Here is a 19,124-nt window from a genome sequence, read left to right as displayed (position 1 = left end):
CACGCCGCCCCCTTTCCGCGCGCAGTCGCGGGCAGGGCCGGGCGGCGCTTTTTCACGGGATGGAGAGACGATGGACGAGCGGGGCGAGGGCATGGGTGGCGGTCAGGTCGCGGCGGAGGAGCTGCGCCTGCTGATCGAGCGCGCCGAGCGGCTGGAGGAAGAGAAGAAGGGCATCGCCGACGACATCAAGGACGTGTTCGCCGAGGCCAAGGGCCGCGGCTACGACCCCAAGGCGATCCGGAAGATCATGTCGATCCGCAAGAAGAAGCGCGAGGAGTATCAGGAGGAAGAGGCCATCCTCGAGACCTATATGCAGGCGCTGGGGATGCTGTAACAGACGATTGGTGAGGCAGGTTTCTCAAAAAGCGTGTCTGGAATGAAGACTCTTGTCTCACCGACCAATATGCCGAATTTGATGATTCCCGCGGCGCTATTTGAAACCGCTATCTGGATGAAGGTGGGAGACCGGGCCGCGACGCATGCCTGGCACATGATACCACCGCACCCGCCTTCGGGCTTGCTACAATTGGTATGACAAGCGCGCAGCATTCTGCGCGCTCAGTATCGTCGAGGCAAGCGACGGCCGTCTGCCGGAAGAACGTATCCGAATTCGGTTAACGGCCGATAAAGGATTCGCATTGCCAACGGGTTAGCGAGTATAAACGACCGGAATCGGCGTGATGACAGCTGGTTTTTCCCTGCGCGAAGGAGGGAAGCTGTCAGGCCATCGGGGGATGGTCAGCGACTGGTTGTTGGTTCTGCCGGGGGGTGGGTGTGGCGACGTTCCTGTTGATCGGGGGGAATGGCTTTATCGGCGCCAATCTGGCTGCGCGTCTTCACAACTATGGACATCGTTCGATCACCACGTTGCGAAGAGCGCCTGCGATGCCGGACCTGCAGGGTGCTAAAATTGTCCTCGATTGGACGAGTCGTCACCTTATTGCGGATTTGATCGACACTCAGTCGATCGATGTCATCGTGTATCTCGCCTCCTCTATGATCCCTTCCAGTCCCGCGCAATCATATCTGGCCGAACGATCTGCCTTGGTGGAGCCATTCCTTCAATTGGGACAGATCGCAGCTAGCCGGCACATCCCGCTAATCTATTTCTCTTCGGGTGGAGCAATCTACGGTGCAACGGCATCGGGTGCGGCTAGCGAATCGGATGAGTGCGCGCCAATCAGCTTCTATGGTCAATTAAAGCTTGAAATTGAGCAACTGGTGCGTTTTCTCCATCGCACGGTGGGGCTCGAGTATATTATTGTCCGGCCTTCCAACCCGTTTGGTCGTTATCAGGCGGGCGACGGGCGGCAGGGCCTGATAGCTACTATATTCTCGCGGGTGCAGGCTGGCCAGGAACTGGAAGTTTGGGGGGATGGCCGAGCTATTCGGGACTATATTTATGTCGACGACCTTGTTGATGCTGTTGTGGAACTGGCGGGATCGGGAAACCAGCGCAATATGACTGTCAATGTCGGTAGCGGTGTAGGATATTCTCTGCTCGAAGTCGTGAACACGGTCGAATGCGTGCTCCAGCGGCCGATAGCTCTGCATTTCCGTCCTGGCCGCGCGACGGACGTGTCTAGGATTGTAGTGGATACTGAGAAGCTCAGAAGTCTCGTATCGGTAGCGCCGCGGTCACTGGAAGCGGGTATCAGAGACTTTGCGCGAATTAAGGGGATGATCGGTGACTGACGCAACGCTCGCAATTGCCATCCCCACATATCAACGGCCGGATGTTCTTCGACGCTGCCTAGCTGAAGTGCTCGACGATGCCGAGGCCCTGGGCGTCGCAATCTATATCTCGGACGACAGCAGCGATGCCGACACAGAAGCCATGGTAGCTGATCTGTCGCAGCGCTATCCTAACATCCACTATCGTCACAATCGGCCGGCGCTTCGCCACGACGGTAACGTTCTGCAGACGCTGTTGTGGCCGGAAGCGGATTATGTCTGGCTTCTGGGCGATGCGCGCTGGGTCAAGAGAGGGCAGCTTGCTCGAATCAAGCGCTTCCTCACCGGTCAGGATATGGTCTTTGTAAACTCACACTGCTCAGATACCCGAACGGTAAAAGCGGCAGAGGGTGACGACGCGCTCCACCTGGCGCGGGATCGATTGTGGCATCAGACCATGACGGGAGCGACAATTTACCATCGGAACGTCATCCGATGGGCGGCAAATGACATCATCGTGAAGCGAAACTTCCCGCAGATCAGCGTGATCCTGGGCTATTTAAGCTCAAATCCTGCTAAGATCGGCTGGTTTGGAGAACCGAGCATTGGGACGGTGGACAAACCCAGCTATTGGCAAAGCGCCATGCTTGACGTCTTCGTCGACGACTGGGTTTCAGTGGTATCCGCCTTCCCCAAAGTGGTATCCCCTTCGGAGATGCCGAGCGTCGTCAAGGCCCATTCAGCCAACATGAATCTTTTTAGCCGTAAAACGCTGTTCGAGCTCAAAGCAAGTAAACGTGTTAGTTGGCGAGCATTGCGCCGCTCGCACTTTCTGGACGCGATGCACCTCAACAAATGGGTCGTGATCGGAATTCTGATTTCGCCGATCTTTGTTGTCCAAGTCGCAAAATCGGTTCGAGCTCTTTCACGGTCGCGGATCGCCATCAGGCCGCCTCGGCCGGCTCCGTCGTCCAGCCCAGTCGCGGGATGGTGATGGAGCGTTTGCCGGACAGGTCGACCCGGGTCACGAACAGGTCGCGGCTCTCGATATAGCCGATCAGGCGGCGCACGCGGCCGAGCGAGCTGGTGCCATAGGTCGTGGCGAGCTCGGTATCGCTGGGGCAGGGGCGCCCCTCGCGCGCGGCGCGGGCGACGAGGAGGAAGGCGCCCATCATATCGTCGGGCAGGGTGCCCGCGAGCGCCAGCGCGTCGGCCCATTCGGGGGCGTGGATGTCGAAGATGCCGGCCCGCGCGCAGGACAGGCGGCGGGTGAAGGCCGGCATGTCGAGCGCGGGCTTGGGCAGTCCGGCCATGCGGCAGCGGACCTGGAAATCCTGGAACAGCACCGAGGGCGGTCGCAGCGCCGCATCGGCATCGGCGACGATCGCACGGAGCGCCTCGGCATAGATCGCCTCCACCTCCTCCTCGTCCTTTTCCGGCAGGGCCGGAGCGGGGGCGAAGGGCGTGATGATGTCGGCGCTCGGCCGCTCGATCTCGGCGGCAAGCTCGTCGGTCGGGACGCGGCGCGGGCGCGGCTCGAAGGCGAAGGGCAGGGACGGGGCCTCCGGCTCGGCGAGCAGGTCCGACAGGTCCATCGGCTTCGCCTCGGGCAGGGGCGTCAGCTTGGGACTGCCGGAGCGCGCGGAGGTTTCGACCGCGCCGATCCGTACCGTCACCGGACGGCGTGACACGGCGGGACCGAGCGCCATGAAGGCGCCACGGGGAAGGTCGCGGATTGCCTCCGCCTGGCGGCGCTCCATGCCGAGCAGATCGGCCGCGCGCGCCATATCGATGTCGAGAAAGGTCCGCCCCATCAGGAAGTTGGAGGCTTCGGCGGCGACATTCTTGGCGAGCTTCGCCAGCCGCTGCGTGGCGATCACGCCGGCCAGCCCGCGCTTGCGGCCGCGGCACATCAGATTGGTCATCGCCGACAGCGAGGCACGGCGCACCTCCTCCGCCACCTCGCCGCCGCCGGCGGGCGCGAAGAGCTGCGCCTCGTCGACCACGACCAGCGCGGGATACCAATGTTCGCGTGGGGCATCGAACAGCGCGTTGAGGAAGGCGGCGGCGCAGCGCATCTGCCCTTCCGCCTCCAGCCCCTCGAGCGACAGGACGACCGAGGCGCGATGCTCGCGGATGCGCCCGCCGAGCCGCTCGATCTCCGGGATCGAATAGTCCGCCGCCTCGATCGCGACATGGCCGTAAGCGGCCGACAGGGTGACGAAGTCGCCTTCGGGATCGATCACCACCTGCTGCACCTGCCCCGCCGAGCGCTCGAGCAGGCGGCGCAGGAGGTGCGACTTGCCCGACCCCGAATTGCCCTGCACCAGCAGGCGGGTGGCCAGCAGTTCCTCCAGATCGATCGGGACGGCCGCGCCGTTCGAGTCGCGACCCATGTCTACGCTGACGGTCATCGCCGGGCGTTTGGCCGATCGGGTGGGGCGGGGGCAAGCGGTTTGCGGTGGGGGTGTGGAAGCGGTCAACGATCGACGTTGACCCAAAGGGTGGTCACGACCCTAGCCGACGAAGCGTATCGCGGCATATTCCCGCAGAGGATCGAATCTCGGGAGAACGGCCGGCTTCCCGGAAACGCGCCACCGTGACGATTTGGGAAAGTTTCGCCCGACGAGTAGCGATAGCAGTAGACATGCGCCTTGCAGAATGGCTCCGGCAGAACGCATCATGCGGCACCTGCCCACCAGTCCGAGTTGTCCTTGATCCGCTATAGTATGCTCGCTTTCGCGCTATTGTTCGCGGCCACGCCGTCCTTCGCGGCGGAAGGCGCTACCAACCGGCCGACGAACGCGGAAATGACGGCCATATTCAACGCGGATCAGAAGGATCGGCAGGGGCCCGTGATTGACGGCAACACCATCGGACAAAAAGACGACGTACGTCGAAAGCGAACTCAAGCCCTACTCGATGCCGATGCCTTGAATAGCGGCAATGATTTCTACCACGCCGCCTTTGTGTTCCAGCATGGGGGGACACCCGAAGATTATCTGAAGGCGCACCTGCTCGCGACGATCGCCGTCGCGCGGGGAAAAGCGGAAGCGACGTGGATCGCGGCAGCGACCCTTGATCGTTATCTACAGGCGATCGGCAAACCGCAAATCCTCGGTACGCAGTTTCGCGTAGGGTCGGATGGGCGGGCTACCCAAGAGCCTTTTGACCGTTCGCTCGGGTCGGATGGCCTGCGCGCCGCGCTGGGAGTTCCACCGTTGGCGGAGCAGGAGGAGAGACGCGCAGAGCTTGAGAAGGAGTCCCGGCCCAAACCGGTCATCATGCCAGTTCCTTCTCTCCAGCAGCTTGCTCCGGCCCCGACCGCGCGGACTTTCACAGCAACGGCGCAACCAGTTCGCTGTCGCCCGATCCCCGCGTCGGAAACCCTGCTTGGTCGGGCACGTCTGCGCTGGATCGTGGTGGGGGAAATACATGGCACCACCGAAACTCCAGACGCTTTTGGCGATCTTGTCTGTTTGGCATCGGCCTCCAAACCGGTAACCGTCGCGGTGGAGCAGGCGACGAGCGAGCAACCTGCCATTGACGAATTCATCGGGTCGGACGGCGGACCGGAGGCCACCACACGGTTCCTTTCGAGCCGCATTTGGACCCAGACCGTCAAGGACGGTAGATCAAGCGAGGCATATTTCAGGCTTTTCGAGCGGCTGCGCGAACTTCGATCCGCCGGTCGCATTTCCAGCGTCGTCGCCTTCCAGCCCCTGTATAATCCGGATCCCGGCGGTTTTAACCCGGGCCATTACGAGAACGCACTCGCCGCCTCACTGCTCGGCAGAAGCCCGAAAGGCACGCGCGTGCTCGTACTCGTTGGAAACGCGCATGCGATGCGGGTGCCACCGGTTTGGGCCAAACCACCCTACCTGCCAATGGCCGGCTATCTGCCGCAGGGCGAAACCGTCAGTCTCGATGCCAGGTGGAATGGGGGATCATACTGGGCCTGCACGTCGGATACCGACTGCGAGCCGCAGACGGCATCTCCCCCTCCGACGAAACTGCCACGCGGAATTACAATGGATGCGCCGGGCGGTCCTTTTACGGGAGCGTTGAACTTGGGCGTGGAGGTGACCGCCTCACCTCCGCAAAGGCAAACCGCTCAATAATAAGCAGAACGGGCGGCGTGCTGCCCCACTCGGTCTTCCCGATTGGAAACCCGTGGCGGAAATCCCGCCGGGCTTGTCGCAGTGACACCTGCGGGGCGGCCGTTTTTCAAATTTGCTTTCGGTTGCACTCTCCCAATCTGCTCGAGGCTGGTCGAGGAAACGGGAAAGCTCGTCCCGCAGGGCCGCTATCGGGAAGCCGCATCGCCCGTCCGGACGTCCGCGGTCGGCCCGCTCCCGACACCGCTTGCCCGCCCCCTCCGCCCCCGGTACCGCGCCAGCGCCCTTCTCCAGATCGGGGACCGACCCATGGCCCAGCTTCCGCTCGCCGACCTTGCCCAGCGTCTGCTGCGCAAACCCGACCACACGCTCGACCCCGAGGAGCGGCGCGTCCTCGACAGTATCGACAGCGGCACCATTGTCAGCCGTGATGCGGCGGACGAGGCGGATGCGCGGGCGAGCGTCGGCGATCGGCTGGCCGACCGGGTGGCGGCGATCGGCGGGTCGTGGGGGTTCATCATCGCCTTCACGCTGGTGCTGCTCGGCTGGATGCTGCTCAACACCGATGTGCTCGCGCACTTCGGGATGCAGTTTGATCCCTATCCCTATATCTTCCTCAACCTGATGCTCTCCACGCTGGCGGCGGTGCAGGCGCCGGTCATCATGATGAGCCAGAACCGGCAGGCGTCGAAGGACCGGCTGGCCGCCAGCCTCGACTATGAGACGAACCTGCGCGCGGAGCTCGACATCCTGCGGCTCCACCAGAAGCTCGACGGGGTGGTGATCGAACGGCTGGCGGCGCTGGAGGCGAAGATCGATGCGCTCTCCCGCCCCGATGCTCTGGCGAAATCCGACGCCGGAGCGTAACAGGCCCGCCATATCTTCAGAGGCGGATCATGGCAGGCCATTCCAAGTTCAAGAACATCATGCATCGCAAGGGCGCGCAGGACAAAAAGCGCTCCAACATGTTCTCCAAGCTCTCGCGTGAGATCACGGTCGCGGCCAAGATGGGCTTGCCCGACCCGGACATGAACCCGCGACTGCGCGCCGCGATCAACGCCGCCAAGGCGCAGTCCATGCCCAAGGACAATATCCAGCGCTCGATCGACAAGGCGTCGAAGGGCGACACCGAGAGCTACGAGGAAATCCGCTATGAGGGCTTCGGCCCCGGCGGCGTCAGCCTGATCATCGAGGCGCTGACCGACAATCGCAACCGCACCGCCACCAATGTCCGCACCGCCGTGGCGAAGAATGGCGGCAATCTGGGCGCGAGCGGATCGGTGAGCCACGGCTTCGATCGGATGGGCCTGATCAACTATCCCGCCAGCGCCGGTGACGCCGAGACGGTGTTCGAGGCCGCGCTGGAGGCGGGGGCCGAGGACGTGACCTCCAGCGAGGACGGGCACGAGATCTGGACCGCGCAGGGCGACCTGCACGAGGTGGCCAAGGCGCTGGAGCCGGTTCTCGGCGAGGCGGAGGGCGCGAAGCTCGCCTGGCGCCCGCAGACCATGGTCGCGGTGAGCGAGGCGGATGCGGCGACGCTGTTCAAGCTGATCGATGCGCTGGACGATGATGACGACGTCCAAACCGTCTGGGGGAATTACGAGGTGTCGGACGAGGTGATGGAGAAGCTCGGTTGACCCCACATGATCCTCCCCATGCGTGGCATGGGGAGGGGGACCATGCGCAGCATGGTGGAGGGGCGGTGCGCAGCACCGGCTGGCGCCGGCCCCTCCACCACTCGGCTGAAGCCGAGCGGTCCCCCTCCCCATCTGCGATGGGGAGGATCGGGATATGATCCTGCTCGGCCTCGACCCGGGGCTCGGCACGACCGGCTGGGGGGTGATCCGGGCGGAGGGCAACCGGCTGACCCATATCGCCAACGGCCAGATCAAGACCGATCCCTCCATGCCGCTGCCGCGGCGGCTGTCGAACCTGCATGCGGCGCTGATCGACGTGATCCGCGCCGAGCGGCCCGAGAGCGCGGCGGTGGAGGAGGTGCTCGGCAACACCAACGCGCAGTCGACGCTGAAGCTGGGGCAGGCGCGAGGGATCGTGCTGCTGGCGGCGGCGCAGGCGGGACTGATGATCGGCGAATATCATCCGAGCACGGTGAAGAAGGCGGTGGTCGGCACGGGCGGCGCGGAGAAGCGGCAGATCCAGGCGATGATGGCGGTGCTGCTGCCCGGTGCGAAGCTGGCCGGACCGGACGCCGCGGACGCGCTGGCGGTGGCGATCACCCATGCCCATCATCTCGCCAGCGCCGCCGGACTGGCACGGCGCGCACGGGTGACGGCGGGAGGATGAGACGATGATCGCGCATCTCAAGGGACGGCTGGACGCGACGGGGATCGACCATGCGGTGATCGATGTCGGCGGCGTCGGCTATCTGGTCGGCGCGTCGTCGCGCACGCTCGCCGCCATCGGCCCGGTGGGTGAAGCCGCGACGCTGTTCACCGAGATGCTGGTGTCGGAGGACTCGATCCGGCTGGTCGGCTTCGCCACCGCGACCGAGCGCGACTGGTTCCGGCTGCTGACGGGGGTGCAGGGCGTCGGTGCGCGCGTGGCGCTCGCCATCCTGTCGGCGCTGGAGCCGGCTGAGCTGTCGCGCGCGGTGGGCGCGCAGGACAAGGCGATGGTCGCCCGCGCCAACGGCGTCGGGCCCAAGCTCGCCGAGCGGATCGTGCGCGAGCTGAAGGACAAGGTCGGGGGGCTGTCGCTCGGCCCGGCTGCCGCGGCGCAGGCGCTGCCGGTCGGCGCCTCGGCCGATGCCGTCTCGGCGCTGCTCAACCTCGGCTTCCGTCCGGCGGAAGCCGCATCGGCGGTCGCCGCGGCGGAAGACGAGCTGGGCGCGGGCGCGAGCCTCGACGCGCTGGTCCGCCTCGCGCTCAAAAAAGCGGCCAGATAGGCTTCTTCTTCAGCAGAAACAGGTAGTTCGCGCGCTTCCAGGCGTGCGGCCCCTAGCGCGCCCTCGTCACCCGCGCAGGAACATGGTAGGAGCAAATATTACATTTATGTGACATAGCGGGTCAAGGAGAAAGATGAAGATCATCGCGGTCTACAGCCTGAAGGGCGGGGTGGGTAAGACGACGCTGTCGGTCAATCTGGGCTGGGCCGCCGCCTGCCTGTCGAAGCGGCGGACGCTGCTCTGGGACCTCGACGCGCAGGCGGCGGCCAGCTGGGTCCTCGGCGCCGACGATCGGCCGCGGACCGAAGCCCAGGCGGCGATCACGCGCGAGGTCGATCCCAAGACGCTGATCCTGACCACCCCGGTCGAGCGGCTGTCGCTGCTGCGGGCCGACGCCTCGCTGCGCTCGCTCGACCGGCTGTTCCACGATATCGACAAGAAGAAGCGGCTGGCGAAGATCGCCGGCGACCTGGCGCGCGACCACGACCGGATCATCGTCGACTGCCCGCCAGGCCTCACCGATACGTCCGAACAGGTGCTGCGCGCGGCCGATCTGGTCGTGGTGCCGGTGATCCCGTCGCCGCTCGCCCGGCGCGCCTTCGAGACGGTCGCGGCGCATGTCGGCACGCGCAAGGACGGGCCGGCCCTGCTGCCGGTCTTCTCGATGGTCGACCGCCGCCGCGCGCTGCACCGGGGGGCGCTGGCCGAGCATCCGGGCTGGCCGGTGATCCCGATGGCGAGCACGATGGAGGCAATGACCGAGCATCGCGCGCCCGTCGCGACCTATGCTCCCAGGTCTCCCGGTGCCGTCGCGATCGCGGCCTTGTGGCGAGCGGTGGAGAAGCGGCTGGCCTGAGCGCGCGCTCAGCTTCTGCCGAGCAGGCCCGCGCCCAGGGCGAGCGCGCCCGCGGCCAGGCCGATAGCGGCGATCATCAGCGCGCCGTCGCGCACCAGCAGCGCCAGCCCGAATGCCGCGATCGCCGCCATCGGCGCCGTGGTGGCCAGCGGCAGCAGTTCGAGCGGCGGCACGGTACAGGCCAGGCCGATACAGGCCGCCGCCGCCACCCGGACGAAGGGGCCGCGGGTGAGCGCCGGCAGCCGGCCATGAAACCAGCCGTCGATCCTGCGGGCGATGCCCCGGCCCTTGCCGACCGTCTTGCGCACCGTCTCCGCCCGGAACCCGCGCCGTTCGAGGAAACCGGGCAGCCAGAGATGCTCGCGTCCCGCGATCACCTGGGCCGCGGTGAGGATGATGATCGCTGCCAGCACCGTGGGAAGGCCGGGGATCGAGCCGACCGGCGAGATGTCGACCAGCGCCGGGAGGAGCAGGAAGGGGCCGTAGGAACGGCTGCCCAGCGCCTCCACCGTCTGGCCCAGCGTCACCCTGTCGTGCGCATCGGCCAGCCGCTCGAGCGTGTCGAGAACGTCGCCGAGGCTGTGGGGTTCGTCCGCCATCAGGGGGGAACCGGGCGACGAGGGCGCGGTTCCGCGCGGCGTCATTTGGGGCAGGGGAGCCCATCACGAAACCGTCACCGGACATGGTTAACGCCGCGGCGGCTGTAAGAGGGAGATAGACCGTGACGAACTTCGCGAGGTTCCTGACCCTGTTGCTGGCGGCGGCGCCGATGCCGGCCGAGGCGACGTCCTTCCTGTTCATCCGACATGCCGAGAGCACGGCCAATGCGGGGACCGCCGCGACGCCGCAGGAGGTCCTCGATCCGCCACTGACCGCGCTTGGCCAGCAGCAGGCGCTGGACCTGGCCAAGACCCTCGCCACCTATGACGTGCGCGCGATCTACACCAGCGCTTACCAGCGCACCAAGCTGACCATCGCCCCGACGGCGGCGGCACTGGGCCTTGCGCCGGTCGCCGATGCCCGTACGAACGAATGGTATTTCGGGGACGTCAAAAGCGTGGCGGACCTCGCGTCGCTGAACGGCGTCATCGGGCAATGGGCGGCGGGCAATACCGGCGCGCGCGCCAACCTGCCCAATGCCGAATCGCTGGACGAACTGGCGGCGCGGGTGTTGCCCGCGTTGCAGGAGATCATCGACGCCCACAGGAACGACAGCGGCACCGTCGTCATCGTCGGGCATGGGGCGGAGACCGGCTTCGTCATGCCCTATTTCGCGAAGAACGTCAGCGCCGGCTTCGCCTTCGCCAATCCGATGCGCAACACCGGCATCATCCAGGTCGATCTGGTCGGCGGACAACCGGTCGTCACGAACTGGCAGGGCATCGCCGTGGCCGTGCCGGAACCCGCGACCTGGACGATGATGCTGGTCGGGTTCGGGATGGTCGCGGGCGCGGCCCGCTATCGCCGGCGCCGGACGATGGCCCGGATCGGCTGAGGACCGGCTTCGTCTTGGAATAGCCGGATTGCGCTGCGCGCGGTCGGTGCGGTCCGGCGTCCGCTTCCCCTCGACCCGCGCCGCCATGGCCGCTACGGAACGAAGCGTGACCGACGACCGCTTCATGACCGCCGCCCGCCGCCCGGAGGATGTCGACGCCGCGCTGCGTCCGCGGCACCTCGACGAGTTCGTCGGCCAGGCGGCGGCGCGGGAGAATCTGCGCATCTTCATCCAGGCGGCGCGCAGCCGGGGCGACGCGCTCGACCATGTGCTGTTCTTCGGGCCGCCGGGGCTCGGCAAGACGACGCTCGCGCAGATCATCGCCCGCGAGATGGGGGTGGGGTTCCGTGCGACCTCCGGCCCGGTCATCGCCAAGTCGGGCGACCTCGCCGCGCTGCTGACCAACCTGGAGGACGGCGACGTCCTGTTCATCGACGAGATCCATCGGCTGCAGCCCGCGGTCGAGGAAGTGCTCTATCCGGCAATGGAGGACCGCGCGCTCGACCTGATGATCGGCGAGGGACCGTCGGCGCGATCGGTGCGGATCGACCTGCCGCGGTTCACGCTGGTCGGCGCGACGACCCGGCAGGGACTGCTGACCACGCCGCTCCGCGATCGCTTCGGCATTCCCGTCCGCCTGCAATTCTACACCGTCGAGGAACTGACCCGCGTCGTCACCCGCGCGGCGGGTCTGCTCGACCTCGGCATCGCCGCCGATGGTGCGACCGAAGTGGCCCGCCGGTCGCGCGGTACGCCCCGCATCGCCGGCCGCCTGCTCCGCCGGGTGCGCGACTTCGCCAACGTCGCGGGTGCCGAGATCGTCGATGCACGGGTGGCCGATGCGGCGCTCAACCGTCTGGAGGTCGACGCGCTCGGCCTCGACGCGATGGACCGCCGCTATCTGACGATGATCGCCGACATCTATCGCGGCGGTCCGGTGGGGGTCGAGACGCTGGCTGCCGGCCTGTCCGAACCGCGCGATACGATCGAGGAGGTGATCGAGCCCTATCTGATCCAGCTGGGCCTGGTCGCGCGCACCGCGCGCGGGCGGATGCTGAATGCGGGCGGGTGGAAGCATCTCGGCCTCAACCCGCCGGTGGGATCGCAGGACGGGCTGTTCGATCAGGGCTAGCCGCGCAGCCTGAGGCCCAGCCAGAGCGTGCGCGGGGTCGCCCGCTCGACGATGTCGGCACCGCTGATCCCCGCCTCGACCCGCGTGTCGGTGATGTTCTCGCCGCGCAGCTCGACCGAGACCAAGCGGGTCAGCGGCAGCGCCAGATAGGCGTCGAGCGTCGTGGCGGGCGCGAGCGTGCGGCTGTTCTGGTCGTCCTCGAACTGGCGGGCGGCGTGGCGCAGCGTGGCGGACAGGGTGGCGGCGTCGCGGCGCCAGCCGAGCGTCGCGGAGACCAGGTCGCGCGGGGTCTGGGCAGGACGCAGCCCGTCGAGCGCGGCGGCGGCTCCGGAGGCCTCGACCGTCGGATCGGCATGGCTCCAGGAGGCGATGGCGAACAACCGTCCAAGCTCGGCGCGGGCATCGATCTCGATCCCGCTCGAGCGGATCGCGTCGAGATTCTGGCGAATGCGGTAGATGCCACCGGCCGCGACGAAGCCGACGCCGGGAAAGGTGCCGGGCCCTCGACCCGCGGTGACGTTGGCGATCGCGCCGGTCAGCCGGTTCCAGAACCACGTCGCATCGAGCGACAGGCCGGGCGCGGGGGTGAGGCGGATGCCGCCATCGACGCCGGTGACCCGCTCGGGCGCCAGCCCGGCATTGGCCGCGACCGCATCGGGGCCGACCCGGAAGGGGCGGTAGAGTTCGTTGAGCGTCGGCAGCCGCCATCCGCGATAGGCGGCGGCGCGCAGCGTCAGCGGCGGGGCGACCGTCCAGGCCAGCCCCGCGCGGCCGGTCGCCTCGCTGCCGCTGCGATCGGCGAAGCGGGCATCCGTCAAGGGTGCGCCGTTGGCAATGGTATATTCCCGCAGCCGCCCGTCGGTGATCCGCCACCAGTCGATCCGGCCACCCAGCGTCAGCAGCAGCGAGCCGAATGTCGTGCTGCCATCGGCAAAGGCGCCGATCGTCCGCGTCGCGCCGCCGGCGATCCGCCGCCGCGTCGGCAGGCCGGCGACATAGGTATAATTCTCCTGCGTCCGCCCCTCGACCCCGCGCACGTCCGCCCCGAAACGCAAATCGCGACCGGCGCCGACCGGTGCGATCACCTCGATCCGGCCACCAAGTCCGGTGGCGGGCGTGTTGTACTGGTCGAGCGTCGGCGTCGCGCCGATCCGTTGCGCGTCAACCGCGGCGAATTGCGAGGCGAAGCTGCGCGCCTGAAGCCAGGCGAGCGCCGAATAGCCCCAGCGGCCACGATGGACGAGGCGCAGGCTCGCATCCGCGCCCTCGCTGCGATTGGCCGTGAAGGCGGTGCCGCGTTCGCGCCGGTCGGTGAAGGCGGCGACATTCGCCTGAAGCTCGGTGCCTCCGCCTGCCGCGATCACGCCGCGGATCGCGCCCGACGCCTGTTCATAGGGCGCCGTCCGATCGGCGGGACCCCGGCTTTGCGCGACGATCGGGACGAAACCGTCGCCGCGTGCATAGGCCGCGGAGACCGTGGCGAAGCCGTCGGCGCGGACGAGCGCTGCCGATCCCTGCGCATCGACCGAGGAGCGGCTGCCAAGGGCGACGCTGGCGAGCAGCGGTTCCGCCCCGCGCGGCGTCGCGCTGTCCAGCTCGACCGTGCCGGCGAGCGCGCCCGCGCCGTAATAGCCGCTGCCGCCGCCCCGCGTCACGCGGATCGCGCCGATCCGGCCGGTGGCGTAAGCGGGAAAGGCGACCCAGCCGCCAAAGGGATCGGCCTGCGGTACGCCGTCGAGGATCAGCAGCGCGCGGCTGGAGGCATTGCCGCCGATGCCGCGCAGCGACAGGCCCTGGCTGGTCGGATTGGCGCTGCGCGAATCGGATCGGCGGAATTGCTGGAGCCCCGCGACGTCGGCCAGCACCGTTTCCAGCCGGTTGGCGGCGCTCTGCGCGATCCGGTCCGCTTCGATAGTGACGGTGTCGAAGGCCCGATCGCCCGGCCGCTCCGCCAGCCCGCGGCCGGTGACGACGATGTCTTCACCGTCGGCGGCCGTCGATTGCTGCGCCGTTACGGGAGCAGCGACAAGCAGCAGGGCAGGGGCACAAAGGCGTGGCAGCATCGATCGGTCCTATGGGAGACTGCCCAACGCACCGGGACGGCCGATCGCGCCCTGCTCGATCAGAACTCCGTCGCTGCCGAAAAGCGCACCTGCCGCGCCAGACCCGCATAGAGATTGGCGCCGCCGGTCGCCCAATAGCGCCGGTCGGCGAGATTGTCGCCGTTGACCCGCAAGGTCAGCGTGCCGCCGCGGTCGAGATGGACGCGGTAGCTCGCGCCCAGGCTGACCGTGACATAGCCGGGCAGGCGAAAGCTGTTGAGGGCGTCGGCATAGCGCGCCCCGGTGTAGAAGGCGCCGGCGCTGACCGCGAGATCGGGCAGCGGCGCGGGCCGGTATTCGGCGAAGGCCGATCCCGACCAGCGGGGCGCATTGTCCACCCGCTTCCCGTTCTGCGCCACCACGCCGGTCTGGCGCTGGATCGCATCGAGATACTGACCCGCCAGCGAGACCGACAGGCGCGGGGTCACGTTGCCCTGCAGCGACGCCTCGACGCCGCGATGCCGGGCGCGGCCGTCGACGACGTAGAGGTTCGCGGCATTCAGATAATCCAGGCCGCGATCGATATGGAACCACGCGACCGACGCGAGCGCGCCTGCGATCTGCATCCGTGCGCCGACCTCGGTCTGGCGGCTGGTGACGGGGGGCAGCACGTCGCCCTCGTTGCTCGCGCCAGCGGGGGCAGTGCCGGCGCTTTCCAGCCCCTCGATATAGGTGACGTAGAGGCTGGAGCCGGAGGAGGGGCGGAACACCGCGCCGGCCGTCGGCGTCCAGGCGCGCAGGGTGAAGCCGGCGCGGTCCCGTTCCGTATCGTACAGCACCCGCCGCACGCCGCCGATCAGCAGCAGCCGCTCGCCGACATGGGCGAGATCGAGCGCGTAGAGGCCGGTATCGACATTGACGCTGCCCGGCTGCAACCGCGGCGTGGCGGCGAAGACCAGGCTGCGGAAGGGGATGGCGACGGGCTCGAACAGGTTCTGCGCGACCGGCGTATAGCTGTACTGATGCTGGTCGCGCTGCACCTGCCGGTTGCGCGCGACGCCGAACAGCAGCTCGTGCCGAATGCCGAAGGTCGGCAGCGTTCCCGCCAGCTCGCCCCGGACATATTCGTTCCGGTAGCTCTGGTCGGGCGTGTAGTTGCCCGAGAGCCGCCCCGCCCCGGTGCGCGGCCCCGTGGTTGCCGAGGTGAAGGAGAAGTCGGCGCGGCTCCGCTGGCGGCGGGAGGCGGCGAGTCCGCCCTCGACCCGCAGCGACCAGTCGGTCGCCAGCGCATAGTCGGCCCGGCCGAGCAGGTTGGTCGACCAGGTGCGATAGGGTGCGTCGACCGGCGCGTAGCGGTGGTGCGGGTCCGGCACGCCGCTGAGCAGACGGGCCGCGGCGAGGGTGATCGACCCGGGCTCGTCGGTGTCGCGCCAGTAATGCTCGACGTCGAGCTTGAGCGCGAGCCGTTCGCTCGCCTGCCAGTCGAAGGCGCCGCTGACCATGTAGCGACCGCCGTTCACGCCATCGATCGGCGTTTCGATATGCCCCGAATAGCCGTTGAGCCGTGCCCCGAACTGCCCGTCTGTGCCAAAGCGCCGGCCGAGATCGACCCCGATGCCATAGCTCCCTTCGGCATCGCCATTGGCATAGGCGCTCGTCACCGGGCGGCTGCCGGCGCGCTTTGCGACGACGTTGACGATCCCCGAGGGCGTCGCGATCCCATAATAGAGGGCGGACACGCCCTTCAGCAGCTCGACGCGCTGCTTGTTCTCGATCGGGATGGGGCTGAGGTTCACCACCTGCAAGGCGCCGTTCAGCCGGTAGTTGGTGCGGGCGTTCATCAGCACGCCGCGCGCGACGAAGTTGTTGCTGGTGATCGGGCTGGTCGCCTGCTGCGTGACGCCGGGCGTGTTGCGCAACGCCTCCTCCAGCCCGACGGCGCCCTGCGCGTCGAGCAGCGTGCGGGGCATCACGGCGATCGTCGCGGGGGTGTCGAGGATCGACTGGTTGCGGAAGGCACCCACCTGCACGGCCTCGGTGCGGAAGCCGCGCCGGCCGTTGACGACGATCTCCTCGTCGAGCGGCCGCTCGCCCGCCTGATCGACCGCGGTCGCGAGCGCTTCGGTCGCGGCGGCAGGCTCGGCCGCCAGCGCGGCAATCAGCAGTATCGGCATCGTACACGTCCCCCGATTGCGGCCGCCGATCTCCGGAGCACCGCATCGAGGGGCCGTTAGCGAGAATGATAACGCCTCGCAATTGCGTATCGCGGGATTTTCGGGCATCGAACCGGGAATCGGCGCGGCCAGCCACCGCGCGCAGCAGGGCGGGGCAGGGCGGTGACCAGAATTATCCTATTCCAGATCCACTGGTTCCTGGGGATCACCGCAGGTCTCGTGCTGGCGGTGATGGGCGTCACCGGCGCGATGATGAGTTTCGAGGACGAGATCGCGGAGGCGGTCTCTCCCGGCATCTACGCGCCGGGCGTTCCGGCCCGGCCCGACCTGACGCCCGATCGCCTGATCGCCCGCGCCGAGGCGGCGCATCCCGGCTTTCGCGTGACCCGCCTGGACTGGGAGACGCCGCGGGAGCGCTCGCACGGCGTCACCCTCGTCGCGGCGAAGGGGCGGGGTCGCGAGCAGGGCCGGATCGACCGCGCGACCGGAGCCTGGCTGGGCGAGTCGGCCGCCGCACCCGTGTTCGAGACGGCGGAGGGGCTGCACCGCTGGCTCGCGCTGCCCGGCGGCGGCGGGGGTATAGGGCGGCAGATCACCGGCTTCTCGGCGATCGCGCTGATCTTCTTCGCCTTGTCCGGCCTCTACCTGCGCTGGCCGAAGCGCGCGGTGGACTGGCGGGCGTGGCTGGTGCTCGACTGGCGCAAGTCGGGCCGCAACCTGTGGCGCGCGCTGCACGTCACGATCGGCACCTGGGTGCTCGCCTTCTACCTGCTGAGTGCGTTGACCGGCATGTGGTGGTCCTATGACTGGTACCGCCGCGGCGTGTCGGCGATGCTGGGGGCGGAACCGCGCGAGGAGGCACGCGGCGGCAAGGGGCGGACGCAGCCCGCCGCGCGGCCCGCGATCGACCCCGCCTGGCGCGCGTTCCGCACGGCGACTGGCGATCGCTATGTCTGGATCCGCATCGCCCGCCCCGCGCCCGACCGGCCGATGAAGGAGATCAGCTTCGAGGCGCGCCGTGCGGAGGCGCGGCACCTGCGCCAGATCGACCGCTTTACCTATACGCCGGCGGGGCGGCGGACGTCGGCCGACCTCTATGCCGCCCGCCCGCTCGGCAAGGTGCTGACCCAGAGCATGTTCGAGCTGCATCGCGGCGCCTTTTTCGGGCTGCCGGGCCGCGTCGTGATGTTGCTGACCAGCCTGACCATGCCGCTGTTCACGGTGACCGGCTTCCTGCTCTACCTGTCGCGTCGCCGCCGGCGCCGCGCGGGACGGGATAACGGGCCGGCCCTGCCGGCGGCCTCGGGCAAGCCGATCCTCGTCGCCTATGCCAGTCAGACCGGACATGCCGAACTGCATGCGCGCAACGCCGCCGCGGCGCTCGCCCGGGGCGGGGTGCCGGTCCAGCTCGAGCCCTTGGCCAGGGTCGACGCCGCGTTGCTGGCGCGAACCGAGCGCGCGCTCTTCGTCGTCAGCACCTATGGCGAGGGCGAGCCGCCCGACACGGCGCGCGGCTTCGTGCGGAAGGTGATGGCGGCCCCGGCCGGGCTGACCGGGCTGACCTATGGCATATTGGCGCTCGGGGACCGGGAATATCGGGACTTTTGCGCCTTCGGCCGGGCGTTGGACGCGTGGCTCGCCAGCTCGGACGCGACGCCGATCTTCGAACCCATCCTGGTCGATGGCGAGGATCCGGACGCGCTGGAGCGCTGGCGGCGACGGCTGCACGCGCTCGGTGCGGCGGAGGCGGGGCGCGGGCAGCAGGCCGAGGGCTTCGGGCGCTGGACCCTGGTGTCGCGGACCCCGCTCAACCCGGGCAGCGCCCATGCGCGCGCCTTCCATCTCCGCTTCGAGCCGTCGGGCGATGCGCTGCCCGAATGGGAGGCAGGCGATATCGTCGAGGTCCGGCCGCAGAACGACCCGGCGCGGGTGGAGGCGGCGCTGGCCCGATTCGAACAGGCCGGCGATGGCGAGGTGATGCTCGACCGCGCGGACCTGCGCGTGCGCCTCGCCGGCGCGATCCTGTCGGACACCATGGGCGAACCGGAGGGGCTACGGCCGCTTCCGCCGCGCGAATATTCGGCCGCCTCGATCCCCGCGGACGGCACGCTCGACCTCGTCGTTCGGCAGGTTCGCGGCGCCGATGGCGGCTATGGCATCGGATCCGGATGGCTGACCGAGCATCTGCCGGTCGGCGCGACCACAGCGCTGCGGCTGCGCGCCAATCCCGGCTTCCGCGTTCCGCCCAGGGCCGGCTCCCTGATCCTGATCGGCAACGGCACCGGCATTGCGGGGCTACGCGCCCATCTGAAGGCGGCCGCGCGCCGGGGAAGCCGCGGGCATTGGCTGTTCTTCGGCGAGCGGGAGCGGGCGCATGACGGCTTCTTCGCCGACGAGATCGCCGGCTGGATCGCGGACGGCACGCTCGCCCGCGCCGATCGCTGCTGGTCGCGCGAGGCGGATTGTGGCCGCTACGTCCAGCACCTGCTGTTCGAGGAGGGGCCGGCGCTGATCGCCGCGATCGATGCGGGCGCGGCGATCCTGGTCTGCGGCAGCCTGGAGGGCATGGCGCCCGCGGTCCATGCCACGCTCGCAGCGTTGGTGGGCGAGGCGCGGCTCGAGTCGCTGGCGGAAGCCGGGCGCTACCGCCGCGACGTCTATTAGGGTCCGGAGGCCATCGGAACAGGGTCGTGGCAACGACGCCAGCGGCCTTCGCCGGCCGATC

General features: G+C 68.2%; 16 protein-coding genes. 12 read left to right on the top strand and 4 right to left on the bottom strand.

The genetic code is table 11. The features are described from left to right. Window positions 1-70 precede the first annotated feature (70 nt). From IEX18_RS07485 to IEX18_RS07475, 3 genes are all read left to right on the top strand, one after another. Entirely contained in the window at window positions 71-334 is a 264-nt protein-coding gene (locus IEX18_RS07485; RefSeq protein ID WP_188658112.1) for a DUF2312 domain-containing protein, read from the top strand. A gap of 440 nt (window positions 335-774) precedes the next feature. Next, the gene (locus IEX18_RS07480; RefSeq protein ID WP_188658111.1) at window positions 775-1,695 is read left to right on the top strand and encodes an NAD-dependent epimerase/dehydratase family protein; all 921 of its coding nucleotides are present in this window, start codon (window positions 775-777) and stop codon (window positions 1,693-1,695) included. After that, window positions 1,688-2,668 carry a glycosyltransferase gene (locus IEX18_RS07475; protein ID WP_188658110.1) on the top strand — a complete coding sequence of 327 codons (981 nt, stop codon included), beginning with the start codon at window positions 1,688-1,690 and terminating at the stop codon, window positions 2,666-2,668. Before IEX18_RS07480 ends, IEX18_RS07475 begins: the two co-directional genes overlap by 8 nt. Here IEX18_RS07475 and IEX18_RS07470 read toward each other — a convergent pair. After that, window positions 2,619-4,088 (bottom strand): AAA family ATPase, encoded by a 1,470-nt coding sequence (locus IEX18_RS07470; protein WP_188658109.1) that lies wholly within the window; start codon window positions 4,086-4,088, stop codon window positions 2,619-2,621. The genes IEX18_RS07475 and IEX18_RS07470 overlap by 50 nt on opposite strands. A gap of 315 nt (window positions 4,089-4,403) precedes the next feature. Here IEX18_RS07470 and IEX18_RS07465 point away from each other — a divergent pair, with 315 nt between their 5' ends. The 6 genes from IEX18_RS07465 (at window position 4,404) to IEX18_RS07440 (ending at window position 9,556) form a co-directional block, all read left to right on the top strand. Then, window positions 4,404-5,795, top strand: coding sequence for a hypothetical protein (locus IEX18_RS07465; protein ID WP_188658108.1), 1,392 nt, complete (start codon window positions 4,404-4,406; stop codon window positions 5,793-5,795). A 306-nt stretch (window positions 5,796-6,101) separates the two neighbouring features. Then, window positions 6,102-6,659, top strand: coding sequence for a DUF1003 domain-containing protein (locus tag IEX18_RS07460; protein ID WP_188658107.1), 558 nt, complete (start codon window positions 6,102-6,104; stop codon window positions 6,657-6,659). 29 nt (window positions 6,660-6,688) lie between these two features. After that, window positions 6,689-7,432 carry a YebC/PmpR family DNA-binding transcriptional regulator gene (locus IEX18_RS07455; protein WP_188658106.1) on the top strand — a complete coding sequence of 248 codons (744 nt, stop codon included), beginning with the start codon at window positions 6,689-6,691 and terminating at the stop codon, window positions 7,430-7,432. A gap of 154 nt (window positions 7,433-7,586) precedes the next feature. Next, entirely contained in the window at window positions 7,587-8,099 is a 513-nt protein-coding gene (gene ruvC / locus IEX18_RS07450) for a crossover junction endodeoxyribonuclease RuvC (RefSeq protein WP_188658105.1), read from the top strand. Window positions 8,100-8,103: 4 nt separating this feature from the next. After that, window positions 8,104-8,700, top strand: a complete 597-nt coding sequence (gene ruvA / locus IEX18_RS07445; protein WP_188658104.1) for a Holliday junction branch migration protein RuvA — start codon at window positions 8,104-8,106, stop codon at window positions 8,698-8,700. A gap of 133 nt (window positions 8,701-8,833) precedes the next feature. Further along, window positions 8,834-9,556, top strand: coding sequence for a ParA family protein (locus IEX18_RS07440; RefSeq protein ID WP_188658103.1), 723 nt, complete (start codon window positions 8,834-8,836; stop codon window positions 9,554-9,556). 8 nt (window positions 9,557-9,564) lie between these two features. Here IEX18_RS07440 and IEX18_RS07435 read toward each other — a convergent pair whose 3' ends face one another. Continuing rightward, a complete protein-coding gene (locus IEX18_RS07435) occupies window positions 9,565-10,155 on the bottom strand; it encodes an exopolysaccharide biosynthesis protein (protein ID WP_188658102.1) in 591 nt (196 codons plus the stop codon). A gap of 122 nt (window positions 10,156-10,277) precedes the next feature. On the opposite strand from IEX18_RS07435, the gene IEX18_RS07430 reads away from it, so the two are divergent. After that, window positions 10,278-11,051: a histidine phosphatase family protein gene (locus IEX18_RS07430; RefSeq protein WP_188658101.1), complete on the top strand. Its 774-nt coding sequence runs from the start codon at window positions 10,278-10,280 to the stop codon at window positions 11,049-11,051. A gap of 106 nt (window positions 11,052-11,157) precedes the next feature. Beyond that, the gene (gene ruvB / locus IEX18_RS07425; RefSeq protein ID WP_188658100.1) at window positions 11,158-12,183 is read left to right on the top strand and encodes a Holliday junction branch migration DNA helicase RuvB; all 1,026 of its coding nucleotides are present in this window, start codon (window positions 11,158-11,160) and stop codon (window positions 12,181-12,183) included. Here ruvB and IEX18_RS07420 read toward each other — a convergent pair. Both IEX18_RS07420 and IEX18_RS07415 read right to left on the bottom strand, forming a co-directional pair. After that, window positions 12,180-14,246, bottom strand: coding sequence for a TonB-dependent receptor (locus IEX18_RS07420; protein WP_188658099.1), 2,067 nt, complete (start codon window positions 14,244-14,246; stop codon window positions 12,180-12,182). The two genes, ruvB and IEX18_RS07420, sit on opposite strands and share 4 nt — an antisense overlap. Window positions 14,247-14,305: 59 nt before the next feature. Continuing rightward, window positions 14,306-16,399: a TonB-dependent siderophore receptor gene (locus tag IEX18_RS07415; RefSeq protein WP_188658098.1), complete on the bottom strand. Its 2,094-nt coding sequence runs from the start codon at window positions 16,397-16,399 to the stop codon at window positions 14,306-14,308. A gap of 162 nt (window positions 16,400-16,561) precedes the next feature. Here IEX18_RS07415 and IEX18_RS07410 point away from each other — a divergent pair, with 162 nt between their 5' ends. Next, complete coding sequence (locus IEX18_RS07410) at window positions 16,562-19,063, top strand: PepSY domain-containing protein (protein WP_188658097.1); 2,502 nt, start codon at window positions 16,562-16,564, stop codon at window positions 19,061-19,063. The last annotated feature ends 61 nt before the right edge of the window (window positions 19,064-19,124 follow it).

The organism is Sphingomonas metalli (genome assembly GCF_014641735.1).
Lineage (GTDB): Bacteria > Pseudomonadota > Alphaproteobacteria > Sphingomonadales > Sphingomonadaceae > Sphingomonas > Sphingomonas metalli.
Note: the sequence above shows the minus strand (reverse complement) of the source record. Positions and strands in the feature narration are given on the sequence as shown.

Bases quoted from the DNA above. Each gene is read 5' to 3' on its own strand.
- IEX18_RS07465 (WP_188658108.1), top strand. From the start codon at position 4,404: ATGCTCGCTTTCGCGCTATTGTTCGCGGCCACGCCGTCCTTCGCGGCG.
- IEX18_RS07455 (WP_188658106.1), top strand. From the start codon at position 6,689: ATGGCAGGCCATTCCAAGTTCAAGAACATCATGCATCGCAAGGGCGCG.
- IEX18_RS07460 (WP_188658107.1), top strand. From the start codon at position 6,102: ATGGCCCAGCTTCCGCTCGCCGACCTTGCCCAGCGTCTGCTGCGCAAA.
- ruvA (WP_188658104.1), top strand. From the start codon at position 8,104: ATGATCGCGCATCTCAAGGGACGGCTGGACGCGACGGGGATCGACCAT.
- IEX18_RS07435 (WP_188658102.1), bottom strand. From the start codon at position 10,155: ATGGCGGACGAACCCCACAGCCTCGGCGACGTTCTCGACACGCTCGAG.
- IEX18_RS07420 (WP_188658099.1), bottom strand. From the start codon at position 14,246: ATGCTGCCACGCCTTTGTGCCCCTGCCCTGCTGCTTGTCGCTGCTCCC.
- IEX18_RS07470 (WP_188658109.1), bottom strand. From the start codon at position 4,088: ATGACCGTCAGCGTAGACATGGGTCGCGACTCGAACGGCGCGGCCGTC.
- IEX18_RS07440 (WP_188658103.1), top strand. From the start codon at position 8,834: ATGAAGATCATCGCGGTCTACAGCCTGAAGGGCGGGGTGGGTAAGACG.
- IEX18_RS07415 (WP_188658098.1), bottom strand. From the start codon at position 16,399: ATGCCGATACTGCTGATTGCCGCGCTGGCGGCCGAGCCTGCCGCCGCG.
- IEX18_RS07485 (WP_188658112.1), top strand. From the start codon at position 71: ATGGACGAGCGGGGCGAGGGCATGGGTGGCGGTCAGGTCGCGGCGGAG.
- ruvC (WP_188658105.1), top strand. From the start codon at position 7,587: ATGATCCTGCTCGGCCTCGACCCGGGGCTCGGCACGACCGGCTGGGGG.